This is a genomic window from Mesorhizobium sp. LNHC232B00 (assembly GCF_000502435.1).
Lineage (GTDB): Bacteria > Pseudomonadota > Alphaproteobacteria > Rhizobiales > Rhizobiaceae > Mesorhizobium > Mesorhizobium opportunistum.
This window is the reverse complement of the sequence record NZ_AYWP01000027.1, coordinates 52,083-66,968: the sequence shown is the minus strand read 5'-3', so window position 1 is coordinate 66,968 and position 14,886 is coordinate 52,083. Positions and strand designations below refer to the sequence as shown.

General features: G+C 59.8%; 14 protein-coding genes and 1 pseudogene. 12 read left to right on the top strand and 3 right to left on the bottom strand.

Annotated features, from left to right (window positions below; all coding sequences use genetic code 11):
* Positions 1 to 36: 36 nt before the first annotated feature.
* A pseudogene (locus X743_RS1000000171215) lies at positions 37 to 1,070 on the bottom strand (IS481 family transposase).
* Between the two features lie 182 nt (positions 1,071 to 1,252).
* On the opposite strand from X743_RS1000000171215, the gene X743_RS1000000172380 reads away from it, so the two are divergent.
* The 12 genes from X743_RS1000000172380 to X743_RS144390 all read left to right on the top strand — a co-directional run bounded on the left by X743_RS1000000172380 (position 1,253) and on the right by X743_RS144390 (position 12,278).
* A complete protein-coding gene (locus X743_RS1000000172380) occupies positions 1,253 to 1,546 on the top strand; it encodes a hypothetical protein (protein ID WP_156934516.1) in 294 nt (97 codons plus the stop codon).
* A 5-nt stretch (positions 1,547 to 1,551) separates the two neighbouring features.
* Entirely contained in the window at positions 1,552 to 2,430 is an 879-nt protein-coding gene (locus X743_RS144340; RefSeq protein ID WP_023768094.1) for an N-acyl homoserine lactonase family protein, read from the top strand.
* Positions 2,431 to 2,616: 186 nt separating this feature from the next.
* Complete coding sequence (locus X743_RS144345) at positions 2,617 to 3,012, top strand: carboxymuconolactone decarboxylase family protein (protein ID WP_031258363.1); 396 nt, start codon at positions 2,617 to 2,619, stop codon at positions 3,010 to 3,012.
* Entirely contained in the window at positions 3,005 to 3,889 is an 885-nt protein-coding gene (locus X743_RS144350; RefSeq protein ID WP_023768092.1) for an NAD(P)-dependent oxidoreductase, read from the top strand. The genes X743_RS144345 and X743_RS144350 overlap by 8 nt, the downstream gene beginning before the upstream one ends.
* A gap of 63 nt (positions 3,890 to 3,952) precedes the next feature.
* Complete coding sequence (locus tag X743_RS144355; protein WP_023768091.1) at positions 3,953 to 4,330, top strand: hypothetical protein; 378 nt, start codon at positions 3,953 to 3,955, stop codon at positions 4,328 to 4,330.
* A gap of 6 nt (positions 4,331 to 4,336) precedes the next feature.
* Entirely contained in the window at positions 4,337 to 5,215 is an 879-nt protein-coding gene (locus X743_RS144360; protein ID WP_023768090.1) for an alpha/beta hydrolase, read from the top strand.
* Between the two features lie 70 nt (positions 5,216 to 5,285).
* On the top strand, positions 5,286 to 6,401 hold the full coding sequence (locus tag X743_RS144365) for an ABC transporter substrate-binding protein (protein WP_156934517.1): 1,116 nt from the start codon (positions 5,286 to 5,288) through the stop codon (positions 6,399 to 6,401).
* A gap of 62 nt (positions 6,402 to 6,463) precedes the next feature.
* Positions 6,464 to 8,017 (top strand): sugar ABC transporter ATP-binding protein, encoded by a 1,554-nt coding sequence (locus X743_RS144370; RefSeq protein WP_023768088.1) that lies wholly within the window; start codon positions 6,464 to 6,466, stop codon positions 8,015 to 8,017.
* Complete coding sequence (locus X743_RS144375; RefSeq protein WP_245264307.1) at positions 8,014 to 9,003, top strand: ABC transporter permease; 990 nt, start codon at positions 8,014 to 8,016, stop codon at positions 9,001 to 9,003. The genes X743_RS144370 and X743_RS144375 overlap by 4 nt, the downstream gene beginning before the upstream one ends.
* Positions 9,000 to 9,998, top strand: coding sequence for an ABC transporter permease (locus X743_RS144380; protein WP_031258359.1), 999 nt, complete (start codon positions 9,000 to 9,002; stop codon positions 9,996 to 9,998). Before X743_RS144375 ends, X743_RS144380 begins: the two co-directional genes overlap by 4 nt.
* Positions 9,999 to 10,024: 26 nt before the next feature.
* Positions 10,025 to 11,512, top strand: a complete 1,488-nt coding sequence (locus X743_RS144385) for an NAD-dependent succinate-semialdehyde dehydrogenase (RefSeq protein WP_023768085.1) — start codon at positions 10,025 to 10,027, stop codon at positions 11,510 to 11,512.
* Positions 11,513 to 11,588: 76 nt separating this feature from the next.
* Positions 11,589 to 12,278, top strand: coding sequence for a GntR family transcriptional regulator (locus tag X743_RS144390; protein WP_023768084.1), 690 nt, complete (start codon positions 11,589 to 11,591; stop codon positions 12,276 to 12,278).
* Positions 12,279 to 12,532: 254 nt separating this feature from the next.
* Here the strand turns inward: X743_RS144390 and X743_RS144395 are convergent, their stop codons facing one another.
* Both X743_RS144395 and X743_RS144400 read right to left on the bottom strand, forming a co-directional pair.
* Positions 12,533 to 13,732, bottom strand: coding sequence for a mandelate racemase/muconate lactonizing enzyme family protein (locus X743_RS144395; RefSeq protein ID WP_023768083.1), 1,200 nt, complete (start codon positions 13,730 to 13,732; stop codon positions 12,533 to 12,535).
* 98 nt (positions 13,733 to 13,830) lie between these two features.
* Entirely contained in the window at positions 13,831 to 14,874 is a 1,044-nt protein-coding gene (locus X743_RS144400) for an L-idonate 5-dehydrogenase (RefSeq protein ID WP_023768082.1), read from the bottom strand.
* Positions 14,875 to 14,886: the final 12 nt, after the last annotated feature.

The following is a 14,886-nucleotide window of genomic DNA, read 5'->3' as shown; positions in this document are numbered from 1 at the left end:
GGGCGGAGCAAGGAGCGAAGCGACGCGGCGCAGACCCTAGGTGTTTAGTCCCGGCATTTGATGGACTGGATTGAGTCGGAAGCGTTTGGGCTCTTTTTGCCAGATTTTGCAGATGAACTCATAAGGTGTGAGGCCTTTGAGGGTCTTGAGCCTGCGCGCGAAATTGTAGGCTGAGAGGAAGTCGGCAAGGTGCCGGCGCAGCTGATCGTGATCGTTATAGTGGAAGGACTTGACGGTCGCGTCCTTGATGGTTCGGTTCATCCGCTCGACCTGGCCGTTGGTCCATGGATGGTTGATCTTGGTGAGCCGGTGCTCGATGCCATGGTCGGCGCAGACGTCGTCGAAGACATGCCTGGGGGTATGGCGATCACAGCTGCGATTGGTGAACTGGATGCCGTNATGCCATGGTCGGCGCAGACGTCGTCGAAGACATGCCTGGGGGTATGGCGATCACAGCTGCGATTGGTGAACTGGATGCCGTTGTCGGTCAGAATGGTATGGATGACATAGGGCACGGCCGCGATCAGATCCCGAAGGAACTGGACCATCGTCATCTTGTCCGCAGTCGCGTGCAACTGCGCATAAGCGAACTTGGACGTCCGATCGATGGCAACGAACAGGCGCAACTTGCCCTCGGCGGTCTGCACCTCGGCGATATCGATGTGGAAATAGCCGATCGGATAGGCCTTGAACTTCTGCTTGGCCGATTTGTCGGCGCCCGTCTGCGGCAACTGCGAAATGCCATGGCGCTGAAGGCAGCGATGCAATGACGAGCGCGTCAGATGCGGGATCGTCGGCTGAAGGGCATAGAGACAATCATCGAGCGGCAAGAGCGTGTGCTTGCGAAAGGCGACGATGGCGGCTTCCTCGTCGAGCGACAGCACCGTCGAGCGCGGCTCTCTGGGACCGGTCGGAAGGTCGGCGGTCGAGGTCCGGTTGCGCCACTTCGCGACCGTCTTGGGATCGATGCCATAGCGCTTAGCGAGCTTCTTCAGGCTCTCTTGACTATTTTGTATTGCTCGACGGGTTGCCTCTGTCGTCGTGGCGCGGCCGTGTAGAACTTGTCCCATAGTGCCTCCTTCCATTCCACGGAAAAGATCGCACCATTAAAGCCAGGGATCAAACACCTAGGATCCATGCCGTGNGTGTAGAACTTGTCCCATAGTGCCTCCTTCCATTCCACGGAAAAGATCGCACCATTAAAGCCAGGGATCAAACAGCTAGGGAGCAATTCACCGAGGCTCGAGAGCGTGTGGCCAGTCTGAGTCCTTCGTCCAGGGCCGGGCATCACCATCATCATCTCACCCTCGTCGTCGACGCCATGCAGTGCGCTTTCGCCGCCATGGATCGCAGGCGACTGGCATATGCCCACAGCAGCGATCCTTTCCCGATGCTCAAGACGGCGTGGAAAGAAATTGAGCGTGCTTCCAAGGCCTTGCCTGGCTTTGAGCCGATCGATCTGAGCCAGTCATGCTGCGCCGGACACATTCGCCTGCGTAATCGCCAGCCCGCGCCGGCAACTATTCAATCATCTCGGGAGGTTTGAAACAGATGGCTGATTACTCAATCTGGATCCTGGAATACGCGTTCATACCCGAGGTGCCGATCAGTTCGTTGATCTATGGTCGTCACAACCAGGGCACCGTCAAACTGCCCTACGGCTATGTGCTGATCAAGGGCAAGGGTAGAGTGATCCTTGTCGACTGCGGCTACAATCACGAATCCGTCGGCCGCAAATTTGGCGAACTCTACGGCGTGACGAACTGGTATCCCCCGCGGGAGGTCCTCGCCGATGTAGGGCTCCAGCCCGAAGACATCACAGATGTAATCCTGACGCATGCCCATTTTGACCATATGGGCGGGCTGATGCTGTTCCCGAACGCCAAATTCTACATTCAGGGCCATGAACTCCAGCGCTTCGTTTGGACGATGTCTCTTGATCGGAAGTTCCGCTGGCTGATGACGGCCGCTGATCCGGCCGATATCATCAATGCGGTGGAACTCGCTCGTGACGGACGTCTGATCAGTGTCGATGGCCACGTCGAGAACCTGCTTCCCGGTATCGATGTGCACTTGGCAAAGGACACCCACACGCCGGGCTCTCAATATGTCGTCGTGCGCAATGACGGTGTTGCGAACAGCGCCGATAGCTACGTTTGCACCGGGGATCTTGTCTACCGGCATGAGAACCTGCACGGCGGGACCCCAGAAGACCCGCAATATGTCCCGGTCGGACTGGCGATGGGAAGCCAGGCCAACCTGGTATTTGCAACCGACGCGATCTTGAAGCACGCCCTTGGCGAGCCCCGGCGCGTTCTCGCGCCGCATGAGGAAAACATGCCAAACCTCTATCCATCCCGACGAACCAGAAATGGTCTTTTCGTCATCGAAGTCGCGTTAGCTGGCGGCGACACCAGCGCCGTCGCCTAAGGAGTTTCTGGCGGACGCAGCACATCTGTCGTGATGGGAAGCCGGCGCGTAGCGTCGGCCATCGCGAAACTGCGACCTTCCGCATGGCTATAAATATTGAGAAGAATTTACGCGCCCGACAAGTGATGTCGTATTGACAGATTGTCTGATTGTGTGATGATCAGAGCATCCAAGAAGGAGAGACGCATGGCGCTCAACAAACCTGCTAGCGAGCGTTTCGAGCGCGGACTGAAGACCCGGCGCGCCGTTTTGGGTGATTCCTATGTGGAGCGCTCACTTGAGAACGCGACCGAGTTTTCGTGGCCTATGCAGGAACTCACGACGGAGTGGTGCTGGGATTCGACCTGGAACCGCGAGGGCCTGGATAGGCGAAGCCGGTCGATTTTGAACCTGGGAATGATTGCGGCTCTCAATCGCCCACACGAGTTCAAGGTTCATGTTCGCGGAGCCATCAACAATGGGCTGAGCGCGACCGAGGTCCAGGAAATTTGCATCCAGATTGGCACCTATTGTGGCGTCCCCGCGGCAATGGATGCGTTCCGGTTGGCCGGGGAAGTGCTCAAGGAGATGGGCGTTGTCTGAAGCCGAACCGATCGCCTTCATCGGCTTGGGCATGATGGGGCTCCCCATGGCTTCCCGGCTCGTGGCTTCGGGCTTTGATGTCCGTGGGGCCGACCTGTCGGAGGCATCACGCGCAGCCTTTGCCGCGGCTGGAGGGCGGGCCGTCGAAACTGCGAGCGAGGCCGTGAGCGGTGCGTCGATGGTTGTCACGATGCTTCCGAACGCCGCCATCGTCGCTGACGTTCTGGTTGGGAGCGGTGGCGCCGCGGCTTCATTGCCGCCAGGCGCTCTTGTGGTGGACATGAGCTCTTCAGCTCCCTTCAAGACGAGAGAGCTTGGCGATAAACTCGCCAAGCGCGGTGTCGGTCTGATCGATGCTCCGGTCTCCGGCGGCGTATCGCGTGCCAAAGAAGGAACCCTGGCCATCATGGCGGGGGGTGACAGCGCGGCCATCGAGCGTGCTCGACCCGTCCTGTCGGCAATGGGCAAATCCATCTTTGTGACAGGCCTGCTTGGCTCGGGCCACGCCATGAAGGCCCTCAACAACTACGTTTCCGCTTCGGGACTTGTCGCCGCTTGCGAGGCACTGATGGTCGGTCGCGCCTTCGGTCTCGATGCTGAGACCATTGTCGATGTTCTTAATGTTTCCACGGGCCGCAACAATTCAACGGAAACCAAGCTGAAGCCTTTCGTCGTATCCGAAAGCTTCGCGTCGGGCTTCGCGATTGGCCTGATGGCGAAGGACATCCGGACCGCAGCGGACCTTGCCGATGAACTTGGCCTGCCGGCGAGCGAGATGTCCCAATCAGCCGCCCTGTGGGAGCAGGCTGCACAGATGCTCGGCAAGGGTGCCGACCATACTGAAATCTACAGGTATCTGGCCTCGCCTCGACAGTAGGGGTCAGCCTAGCAGTCGCCTGGGCGCGCTTTTGCGCCCGAACCGGATTACAGGGAGGAATCAATGTCAGTTGTCGACATGAAAACCCTCGAGACAAGGGCTCGAGAGGATTTCGAATTCACCAGGGAAACGCGTTATCTCGACGGCGCCGTGAAAATCGGGATGCCCGACGGCGACTATGTGCTGCAGTTCGCGAACGGGAAACTCCAGGGCATCGAGCTTGGGTCCGTTGCCGACGCCGACTGCAAGATCGTGGTCCGTGGCACCGAAGATCACTGGAAAAACCTGTTGGCCGACAAGCCCAAGCCCTTCTTCCAGTGCCTCCAGTCAACCGCCGTCAAGCACGGCATGTTCATCAGCGACAGCAATGAAACCTTCGCTTACCTGCCGGCGCTCAACCGCATGATGGTCTTGATGCGCCTGATCGCGAACAAGGGGTAACCTGTCATGGCAAAGCGTGATCCGATTACCGGCGGTTACATCTATCTCACCGTCGAGAACATTGAATACAGGGTCTACTACGAGGAAGCGGGGCAGGGAATCCCGCTGATCGTCGGCCACACCGCAGGCTCCGACGGCCGGCAATACCGCAGCCTGCTCTGCGATGCGGAGGCCACCAAGGACTTTCGCGTCATCGCCTTCGACCTGCCCTATCACGGAAAGTCGTTACCGCCGACCGGCGTCCGTTGGTGGGAACAGGAATACAATATGACCAAGGCGCGCATGATGGCGTTCCCGAACGCGCTGTCGGAGGCTCTGGAACTGGATCGTCCCGTTTACATGGGATCGTCGATGGGCGGTCACCTTGCGATCGACCTCGCGTCCAACTTCGCCGATCGCTACCGGGCCGCCATCGCCGTCGAAGGCGCGCTGCGCTCGGCCGCAGAGTATGTGGATGTGGGCATGGCCGGCATTCGCAAGGAATTCGACAATCCCAACGTCAATCGCACGTCGATCGGCGCGGCGATGCTGCTGAACATTTCTCCATACTCGCCGGAACAAAATGTCCGTGAGATCCAGTGGGAATATAGTTGCGGCGGGCCGGGCATCTTCGCCGGCGATCTCTATTATTACTACTACGACCACAATGTGTCGCCCGAAGAGGCACGGGCGATCGATACCAGCAAGTGCATGCTTTACATGCTGACCGGCGAATATGACCCGAACACTTCGCCTGCGGAGACAAAAGCACTGGCCGACCTGGTGCCTGGCGGAAAGTTCTGGGTCATGGAAAAGCTCGGACACTTCCCGGTTACCGAAAACTACCAGGAGTTTAGGAAATATCTCCTGCCGATCCTGGCGGAAATCAAAACTCAATCAAAATAGGGAGGATACGCATATGTGGAAGAACCTGCCACTTGCAGCCGTCGTGGTTGCGGGCACATTTGGGTGCGCAATGCACGCCGCGCTTGCTGACGGGCTGGACGAACTGCCCCCGGATATACAGAAGGCTTATCAGGGCCTGGACCAGAACCAGCCGGTCGGGCCGAGCCCGCTGAAGGATTTCAAGCCCAAGAAGGGCCCGCCGTGGACGATCGGGTTTGCCAGTTCCTATGCCGGCAACACCTGGCGCGCCGCTTCGATGGACAAGCTGATGAATGACCTTCTGCCCGCCGCTCAGAAAGCCGGTTTGGTCAAGGATGTCATCGTCACCCAGTCTGACTTGAAGGACTCCGTCCAGATTCAACAGATGCGCCAGCTGGTCGACCAAGGCGCGGATGCGATCTTCATTTGCTGCTCGAACGTGACGGCGCTGAACCAGACCATCAAGTACGCCTACGACAAGGGCGTCCCGGTGTTTTCCTACTCAGGTTACGTGACCGCGCCGGAAGCGATCAGCGCGTCAGCAAACTATGTCGACGGCGGCTACCAGATCGCCAAGGGCATCTTTGAGAAGATCAAGGGCAAAGGCAACGTTTTGCTGGTCAGCGGCATAGCCGGGCTGGCGTCGTCGGACAGTTTCGACAAAGGCGTGATGAGAGCTCTTGCCGAGTCGCCGGACATCAAACTCGTCGGCACCGTCCAGGGCCAGTGGACGGACCAGGTGGCGCAGGTCGAAGTGCAGAAATTCCTTGCCACGCACCCTGGCCAGCTTGATGCGATCGTCGTGCAGTCCCCGGCCGAGAACGGCGTGCTGCAGGCGATGCTCCAGTCTGGCAGGCCAATGGTTCCGATCAGCATCTCGGGCGAGGCCGGAGCTGTATGCTACTGGCGCAAGAACCCCAACTGGGTCGATGCTGGCAACTATGTCTGGCCGCCGGAAGCGGAGGTGTACATCGTCTGGAACATGATGCTGCGCACCCTGGAAGGGCAGGGGCCGAAAATTCAATCGGTTATCCGGCCTGTGCTGAAGTTCACCTACGATGATGTGAAGGCATCGATGCCGGAAGACTGCAGCATCGATGATCCCAAATGGTTCGAGCCCAAAGCGGAAGCTTGGTTCCCGAAATCAATGGCGGATGCCATGGTCACACGCCCCGCCGATCCCTTTACCTGGAAGCCGGCCAACTGACCGGATCCTCCCAAGTCCGGGGTCGCCGCCATGGCGGCCCCGGCCGACAGGACAGCGCCCCCATGACTGAAGTTCGTAATGAGATAGTGTTGCAGGACATCCGCAAGCGATTTGGGGAAACCATTGCGCTTGACGGCTGCAGCTTGACCATCAAGCCAGGTGAAGTGCACGCTATCGTTGGCGAGAATGGAAGCGGCAAGTCGACGCTCGCCAAGATCCTTTCCGGTGTTGTGCTGCCGGACTCGGGCACGATGTCGGTTTTTGGTCAGGTACCGCAAACTCCAATGCAAGCGCGCCGGCTTGGCGTCGCGACCATTTTTCAGGAAGTGCTCGTGGCCGAGAGTCTGCCGGTGGTGGACAATATCTTCGCAGGTAGCGACAGCCTTTGGCGGCGAAGCCGTAGCCGGGCAATCGCCCGCAGCCAAAGCCGTGACATCCTGCAGCGCTTTACCGGACTCGATATCGACCCCGACACGCTTGTGCGGAACCTGCCGCTAAGTGTGCGACAATGGATCGTAATCGCGCGCGCGTTGGTCGCGAAGCCACGTATGCTGATCCTGGACGAGTCCTCCGCAGCTCTTGATCTCGACGCAACGGCCAGGCTGCACGCCGAGATACGCAAGCTGCGCGATGACGGATGCTGCGTTGTCATCGTCACCCATCGAATTGCCGAATTGATCCGCATCACAGACAGAGCCACGGTGCTGCGCGATGGTTCGGTGGTTGGCCAACTGATTGGCAGTGAAATCACCGAGGCCAGCCTTATTGGCCTCATGTCGCCCCAGCAATCTAACACAGGATCTCCTCAAGAACGATTTGCAGCGCAGAGGCGGTTCGGTGGAGGCCCCATTCTCTCAGCATCCGCCGTGTCGGTTGCGATAGGCGCCAAGCCACTGGACTTCGTCATGAGTGAAGGCGAGATCGTCGGCGTCACGGGACTCGACGGTCAGGGCCAAGCCAATTTCCTGCGTGTTGCGGCCGGCATCCTCCCTCCCTTCGCAGGCGAAGTCACTGCTGGCCCGGTGGGGCGCAGTGTCAGGGTCGCCACACTCAATGACGCCGTCAATCAAGGGATTGCCTACGTGTCTGGGGATCGGGCTCGGGAGGGCATATTCCCCAACCTCAGTATCTTGGAGAACTTCAGTCTCGCACACTACAGGAGGCATTTCGGCGAGTTTGGCTGGATCGATTGGAAACCGCTGAAAAAAGCGTTTGCCGTCGAGCGCACAAAGCTTGCCATTCGCATGGGCCAGTCCTCGAACCGCATCACCTCGCTGTCGGGTGGAAACCAGCAAAAGGTTCTGATCGGTCGTGCACTGGCAAGAGCGCCCCGGATCATGGTCCTGGACGATCCCGCCCGCGGCGTCGACGTCGCGACCAAGCGCGAGCTCTACGCACTTCTTAAGGACTTCGCCGCGGCCGGCGGCGCCGTTCTCTATCTGTCTAGCGAAATCGAAGAATTCATGGGTTTTGCGGACCGCGTCCTCATTTTTCGCGATGGCAGCCTGTTTCGAACGCTTCCGGGTGGGGAGTTGTCTGAACACGCCCTGCTTGCCGGGATGTTCGGCCATGCCGACGCCTCTGCGATTTCCTTTGAACTGGAGGCCGCGCATTGAGCCTGCAAGCCCTTGGAGCCCTGGCCCGCAATCCCCGGATCGAGAGATCTCAACACCTGCTCGTACCAATCATCCTGGTCTTCCTGTTGCTGCTGGTGGCAGCCTTGCGAGGTCCCAGACTGTTCACCAGCGACGGCATCGGCGGTGCAATCATTGTCGCGGCACCGCTCATTCTCGCCGCGTTGGCATTGACCCCAATCGCGCTGGCCGGCCGCGGCGGCGTCGACCTGTCTGTCGGGCCTTTGTTGGGCTTCATAAACGTGTCGTTGGTCAAATGGCTGGTCGAGAACGGCGTCACATCGCCGGTGCTCGTCGTGGGCTATGTCGTGGCGGCAGGCGTGATCTATCAAGTGCTGATGGCGGCTATCATCATTTATGTGCGGGTAGCCCCGATCATTGTCACGCTTAGCGGGTACCTGGTCCTGACCGGCGTCAACCTCGTGGTGATGGACCGCCCGTCCGGCTTCGCACCTGACTGGATGCAGGATTGGGGCTATGGGACCGCGATCCTGTCGCCGATCTTCTATATCCTCGTCGGCATGATCGTGTTGTGGTTCGCGTTTTCCCGGACCGCATTCTATCAGCAAATTTTGTTGACCGGCGCCGATGAGCGAATGGCCTTTGCAAACGGCGTCAACACTGTCGCAGCGCGGTTCGGCGCGCACATCGTCGCCGGCATTTTCACCGGCGTCGCGGCTCTCACATATACCGCTCTCATCGCATCCGGTGATCCGACGCAAGGAAACACCTATACCTTGGCTGCTGTCACGGCGCTCGTTCTGGGTGGAACCAGCTTGGCAGGGGGCAGCGGCGGCGGCCTTGGCTCCATTCTCGGCGCCATCAGCATCTACCTGATTTCTTATGCGCTCTCGACATACAGCTTCGGCAACGTATCGGGATACGTCACGCAGCTATCCACAGGGGGCATCCTCATCCTGTCGTTGCTGGTCAACAGTCTCATGAACAAAAAAGGGGGCCGGCCATGACCTCGAAGTCCCTGGGTAGAGGCCATGCGCTTGCTGCAAGCCGCAGCGTGCTTTTGGGCATTGGCTTGCTGGTCGCCCTGTGTGTCGCCGGCGCCATCCTTGTGCCGGGCTTCGTTTCATTCAACAACCTGCGTTCCATGCTGCTTCTCGCGGCGTTCCTCGGTATGGCCTCGCTCGGACAGACGCTTTGTGCCTTGCTTGGCGGAATTGACTTGTCGATCCCCTACGTGATTGGCTCTGCGAATATTTCATTGGCAAGCCTGCTCAACTGGGGCGTGCCACCAATTGTCGCGGTGATGATCGTATTCGTTGGTGGTCTGCTCATCGGGATTTTGAACGGCTATTTGACGTTCCGGCTGCAGGGCCAGTCCCTGATCATGTCTCTGGGCGTCGGATTTGCGGTGGTCGGCGCCTGCCAGATGGTGACAAGCATCGGCTCCGCTTACGCCGGCAACGTGCTTGGCCAGATTCCCGACTGGATGCGCAATATTTCGTCCATCGGAGGCACCACCCTTGGTTTGCCGCTCCCGCCCGTGGTCATTATCTGGTTGGCCATTGCGGCGACCACGATCGCAGTCATGTCGCGAACCTTGTTCGGGCGCAGCTTCTACGCTGTCGGCGGCAACCGCCTTGCGGCATCACGGCTCCTGATTTCGGAGTTCCGGACATGGGTCACCGCCTATGCAACTAGCGCCACCATGTCCGCTGTCACCGGCATGATCATGCTGGGATTCTCGGGCGGCGGATTCGTGGGTGTAGGCGATCCCTACCTGTTCACCACCGTTGCAGCGGTTGTCATCGGCGGAACATCGCTGCTCGGCGGCTGGGGTGGCTACAGCTCCACCATCGTCGGAACGCTGGTGCTGACCGTGCTTACGTCCTTGTTGGTGGGTCTTGGGCTGACTTACGCCATGCAACAAGCGGTGTTCGGGCTCCTGATCGTGCCTGTGGTCGCCCTCTACGCCCGCGTGCCACACATTCGAAACCAGATTTAGGTTTCTGTTCTCATCGAAGGCAGACAATGACCCTTTCCGTCACGCTTCTGGCTCAACTCAAAGACTCCGGACTTGTCCGCGAAGCCGGTCTGCTCGCTGGCGAATGGCTCGAGAGCTCAAGCTCCGGCAAGACCTTCGGGGTGACAAACCCTTCGTCTGGTGAGGTGCTGGCGGTGCTGCCGGATTTCACACGCGCTGAGATCTCGGCGGCGATCGACACTGCATATGTGGTTCAGAAAGAGTGGGCTGGACGAACCGGGAAGGAGCGTGCCGCTGTCCTGCGCAGGTGGTACGACCTTGTGGTCGCCAACGCGGACGACCTTGCAATCATTCTCACCTCCGAGATGGGCAAGCCGCTCGCGGAGTCAAAAGGCGAGGTCCTCTACGGCGCTTCCTATATCGAATGGTATGGCGAAGAAGCCAAGCGCGTATACGGCGACACGATCCCGGGCCACCAGCGAGACAAGCGTATCGTTGTCGTCAAACAACCAGTCGGGGTGGTTGCCGCCATCACGCCGTGGAATTTCCCCTCGGCCATGGTGGCGCGCAAGGTCGCTCCGGCACTTGCAGTGGGCTGCTCAATGGTTTTCAAACCCGCGGCTCTGACGCCGTTGTCAGCGATTGCGCTCGCGGTGCTGGCGGAACGGGCAGGGGTTCCTGCCGGACTCCTCAGTGTCGTTCCCATCACGCACAGCGCGAATTTCGGAGACGAGGTCTGCGAAAATGATAAGGTGCGCAAACTCACATTCACCGGCTCGACCGAAGTCGGACGCTCGCTGATGGCGCAGGCTTCATCCCAGATCATGAAGCTCAGCCTTGAGCTTGGAGGCAATGCCCCCTTCATCGTGTTCGACGACGCGGATGTCGATGCCGCTGTGGAAGGGGCAACAGTTTCCAAGTATCGAAACGCCGGTCAAACCTGTGTATGCGCCAATCGCATCTACGTTCAGGCGTCAGTCTACGAGGAATTTGCGGAAAAACTCTCTCGCCGCGTCTCGTCGTTTAAAGTGGGAGATGGTTTTGCCGACAGTGTCGACATCGGCCCCCTCGTCGACAGCAAGGCGGTTGCGAAGGTCCGGCGCCACATTGAAGATGCCCTGGCACAGGGGGCGCAAATCGCGGTGGGAGGCACGGACCATCCGTTGGGCGGCAATTTCATCCAGCCTACGGTGCTCACTGGCGTCACTTCGGGAATGCAAGTGGCGCGTGAGGAAACATTCGGACCGCTAGCGCCACTGTTCAGCTTCGATAGCGTCGAAGACGTGATAGGGATGGCCAACGATACGGAATTCGGGCTTGCAGCCTATTTTTATGCAAAGGATATGAGCCGAGTCTGGGCGGTCGCGGAAGCCCTGGAGTACGGAATGGTGGGCATTAACACCGGGTTGATATCGACCGAAGTTGCGCCGTTTGGCGGAATCAAGCAATCGGGTTTCGGGCGCGAAGGATCGAAATACGGAACTGACGATTTCGTCGAACTGAAGTACTTGTGCTTCGGTGGAGTCAGCACGTAAATCTTGTTGGCCGGGGTAAGCTTATTCGCGGTCCGCCGCCAATGAACGCTTCGGAAAAGGGGTGTGAAAGTTCGGAATGGAAGATCAGGGCCTGCAGATTCCGCGTCAATCCGCCACTCTTCGGCTGCTAGTGGAAGACAAGCTGCGTTCTGCCATAGCGAGCGGCCATTTCAAGCCCGGGCAGCGGTTGGTTGAGCGCGAACTGTGCGAACAATTGGGTGTGGGCAGAACCTCGATCAGAGAAGCCCTCCGGCAATTGGAGGCCGAAGGACTGATCACGACGCTCGCTCACCGCGGTCCAGTGGTCACCGTCATAACTTATGACGAGGCAACTCAGCTTTATAAGGTTAGGGCACTCCTGGAGGGGTTTCTCGGAAGGGAATTCGCGGAGCACGGCCGTGAAGAAGATATCGCCGCGCTGGAAGTGGCGCTGAAACAATTTGAAAAAGCAGCGCGATCGGGCAAAAGGCAAGATCTGGCCGCAGCAAAAACCGTGTTCTACAATTGCCTTATCGATGGAGCCGGAAATTCATTCGTGCGCCAGATGCTGACCCAATTGCACAATCGGGTGACGCAGTTGCGGATCGTTTCGATGACGCAGCCGGGCCGGCTGAAGCATAGCATTGAGGAAATCCGCGAAATAACTGCTGCCATCAAAAACAGGGAGCCGGCGCGTGCGGCTGCGGCCTGCTCACGCCATGTCGAGATGGCGGCCGTGACGGCGCTGGACTACCTGCGCAAGAACGGTCCGGAGGCCACGGGCTAGTCTCCAATAGGTCCGACCCGCAAGATCGGCAGAAGACCGTAGAGGGGAATTTCATCGCTTGGCGGGAGCGCTGCTACCGTGAAGCCCCGCGTTGAAGCCCTAAGCAGTCGATGTGATGCTCGATGATCTGCTCCGCCGGCTGGCGACCGAAGTCCGTCGTCGCGCGACCATCCTGCACAAGCGCCGTGTCCAACCTGTGTTGGATCCCTAGTCTTGGACGAGACGGACCAGAACTCAGGTACGGTCGCAACCGCCTACATCTCCGAAAGGCGGGTTGACAGATCGGGACGGGCAAAGACGGCAGGCTGCAGCTCCGTGCCGAGCCCCGGTCCTTCCATCGGTAGAACGTGACCGTCCACGACATTTGGCAGCTCCGTGACCAATTCCTTGTACCAGCCGGTATAGAAGGCGCGTACCGATTCCTGGATCAGCGTGTTGGGCTGCGAGAAGGAGGAGTGGACTGCCGCTACATACGCCACCGGTCCCGTGCAGTCGTGCGGCGCATAGGGACGATGATAGGTATCGGCCAGTGCCGCGATCTTGCGGCCTTCGGTGAGCCCGCCGGTCCACACCAGATCCGTCATGACGATGCCGATCGCGCCCGCCTCCAGCATATCCTTGTAGGGAAATCGCGATCCCAGCGTCTCGGAGGCGCAGATGGGCACCGAAGTGTGCGCCGCGAGCTCGGACAGCGCCGAGGTCGAATTCATGCGGATAGGGTCCTCGTACCAGGTTGGTTGGAAGGCTTCGAGTTCGCGTGCGATGTGCTTGATGCTGGGCAGGTTCCACAGACAATGAAACTCGACCATGATCTGCATCCTGTCGCCGACCCGCTTGCGGATCTTCTCGAACGGCGAAAGAGCCGTGCGAAGCTGCGCGGTCGTGATGAAGCGCCCATCGTTCTCCACGGCGGCGGGGTCGAAGGGCCATATCTTCATTGCCGTGATGCCGCTTTCCAGCAGGTTTTCGGCCAATGCGCCGGCGTCGGTCATGAAGGCGACCAGATCTTCGTAGGGACCGTCGGACGCTGCCATGTTCCAGGTATCCACAGGCTTGATGCGGTTCGAACGCACATAGCCGTAGCCGGCACAGGTGTTGTAGACGGGGAGGCGCTTGTGGCAGGCGCCGCCCAGCATCTGGTGGACAGGGAGGTTGCAGACCTTGCCGAATGTGTCCCACAGCGCCAGATCGATCGCGGAAGCAGCCCGGTATTCCGCGCCGGTCGACGATTGCGCCAGCGGCAGGTTCACCATTTCGCGCGACAGCGCCTCGATGTGAAGGGGATCGCGGCCCAGCAACCGGCTGGACAGCACTTCGTGGATATGGGCCTCCACGGCGCCGGCGCCGTAGAATGTCTCGCCGAGCCCGGTGATGCCCGCATCGGTCTCGAGTTGCACCCAAAGCACATTGGCGAACTCTTGCAGCCTTAAGGTGCGGATCGCAGTGATCTTCATGGCCTTGGCAGCTCCATCGCTCGGTCTTCGCCGCGCTGGCGGCCGTCGGGTGCATGAGTCACCGGCGATCGACTATCGTTCCGGTGTTTCGGTTATTGCTAAATGTCCTGACCGAAGCTGATCTGGACCTTTGTCGCCTTCGATTTGTCGTTCGCCAGCGCAAAGGCTTCCAGCACCCGGTCGAGCGGAAAAACGGCGCTGAGCAGCGGCCTTACGTCGATGCGCCGGCTGTTGATGAGAGCGACGGCCTCCTCGAACTCCTTGTCGAAGCGGAAGCTGCCGCGAAGGTCGACCTCGCGCGTCACGATCAGGTTGAGGGGAAGCCCGACGTCGCCTCCCAGACCAAGCTGCATCACTATCCCGCGCGGACGCAGGTGAGGGAGCGCGCCGCGCAGGACCGATGCGTTTCCCGAGGCTTCGAAATGGACGTGGAACGAGCCGTTCCGCCCGGCGAAGTCGGCCAGCGCCTCAGGCTCTTGCGCCACGTTCAGGATATGGTCGGCCCCGAGTTTGTGCGCCAGAGCAAGGGCGGAGTCGTGGATGTCGGTCGCGACGATCCCGGCGGCGCCGGCGTCACGGGCGGCCATGATGGTTAGAATGCCGATCGGGCCGCAGCCGGTGACCAGCACCTTGCGCCCTTCCAGCGGTCCCGCCCGCCTGACGGCGTGCAGGCACACGGCAAGCGGCTCGGCCATTGCGGCCTCACCCAGCGACACGCCCTCGGCGACGGGAAAGACCTGATCCCGATCGACACAAAGCATTTCACGGAATCCGCCCTGGATATGCGGGAAGCGCATGGCGCTGCCCATGAAGCGCATATTGATGCAGTGGTTGCGCAGACCGGCCCGGCAATTCTCGCAATCACCGCAGGGCCGGCTCGGATTGATCGCCACGCGTGTTCCCGCAGTGATTCCGGAGACGCCGGGGCCAAGAGCCTCGATGATGCCGGCGATCTCATGGCCGAGGATCATCGGTTCGCGCAGACGGATCGAATCCGTTCCACCGTGATTGAAGTAATGCAGGTCCGAACCGCAGATTCCGCCCGTCGATATCCGGACTTGAACCTCACTTGGTCCAGGTTCGGTATTGGTGACCTCCTCGATCCGGAGATCGAGAGGAGCATGGACGACGACACCGAGCATTCTGGTTCCCTG

Excerpts from the sequence above, each read along its gene's own strand:
- X743_RS144370 (WP_023768088.1), top strand. The coding sequence starts at position 6,464 with ATGACTGAAGTTCGTAATGAGATAGTGTTGCAGGACATCCGCAAGCGA.
- X743_RS144380 (WP_031258359.1), top strand. The coding sequence starts at position 9,000 with ATGACCTCGAAGTCCCTGGGTAGAGGCCATGCGCTTGCTGCAAGCCGC.
- X743_RS144385 (WP_023768085.1), top strand. The coding sequence starts at position 10,025 with ATGACCCTTTCCGTCACGCTTCTGGCTCAACTCAAAGACTCCGGACTT.
- X743_RS144390 (WP_023768084.1), top strand. The coding sequence starts at position 11,589 with ATGGAAGATCAGGGCCTGCAGATTCCGCGTCAATCCGCCACTCTTCGG.
- X743_RS144345 (WP_031258363.1), top strand. The coding sequence starts at position 2,617 with ATGGCGCTCAACAAACCTGCTAGCGAGCGTTTCGAGCGCGGACTGAAG.
- X743_RS144360 (WP_023768090.1), top strand. The coding sequence starts at position 4,337 with ATGGCAAAGCGTGATCCGATTACCGGCGGTTACATCTATCTCACCGTC.
- X743_RS144355 (WP_023768091.1), top strand. The coding sequence starts at position 3,953 with ATGTCAGTTGTCGACATGAAAACCCTCGAGACAAGGGCTCGAGAGGAT.
- X743_RS144365 (WP_156934517.1), top strand. The coding sequence starts at position 5,286 with ATGCACGCCGCGCTTGCTGACGGGCTGGACGAACTGCCCCCGGATATA.
- X743_RS144395 (WP_023768083.1), bottom strand. The coding sequence starts at position 13,732 with ATGAAGATCACTGCGATCCGCACCTTAAGGCTGCAAGAGTTCGCCAAT.
- X743_RS144340 (WP_023768094.1), top strand. The coding sequence starts at position 1,552 with ATGGCTGATTACTCAATCTGGATCCTGGAATACGCGTTCATACCCGAG.
- X743_RS144400 (WP_023768082.1), bottom strand. The coding sequence starts at position 14,874 with ATGCTCGGTGTCGTCGTCCATGCTCCTCTCGATCTCCGGATCGAGGAG.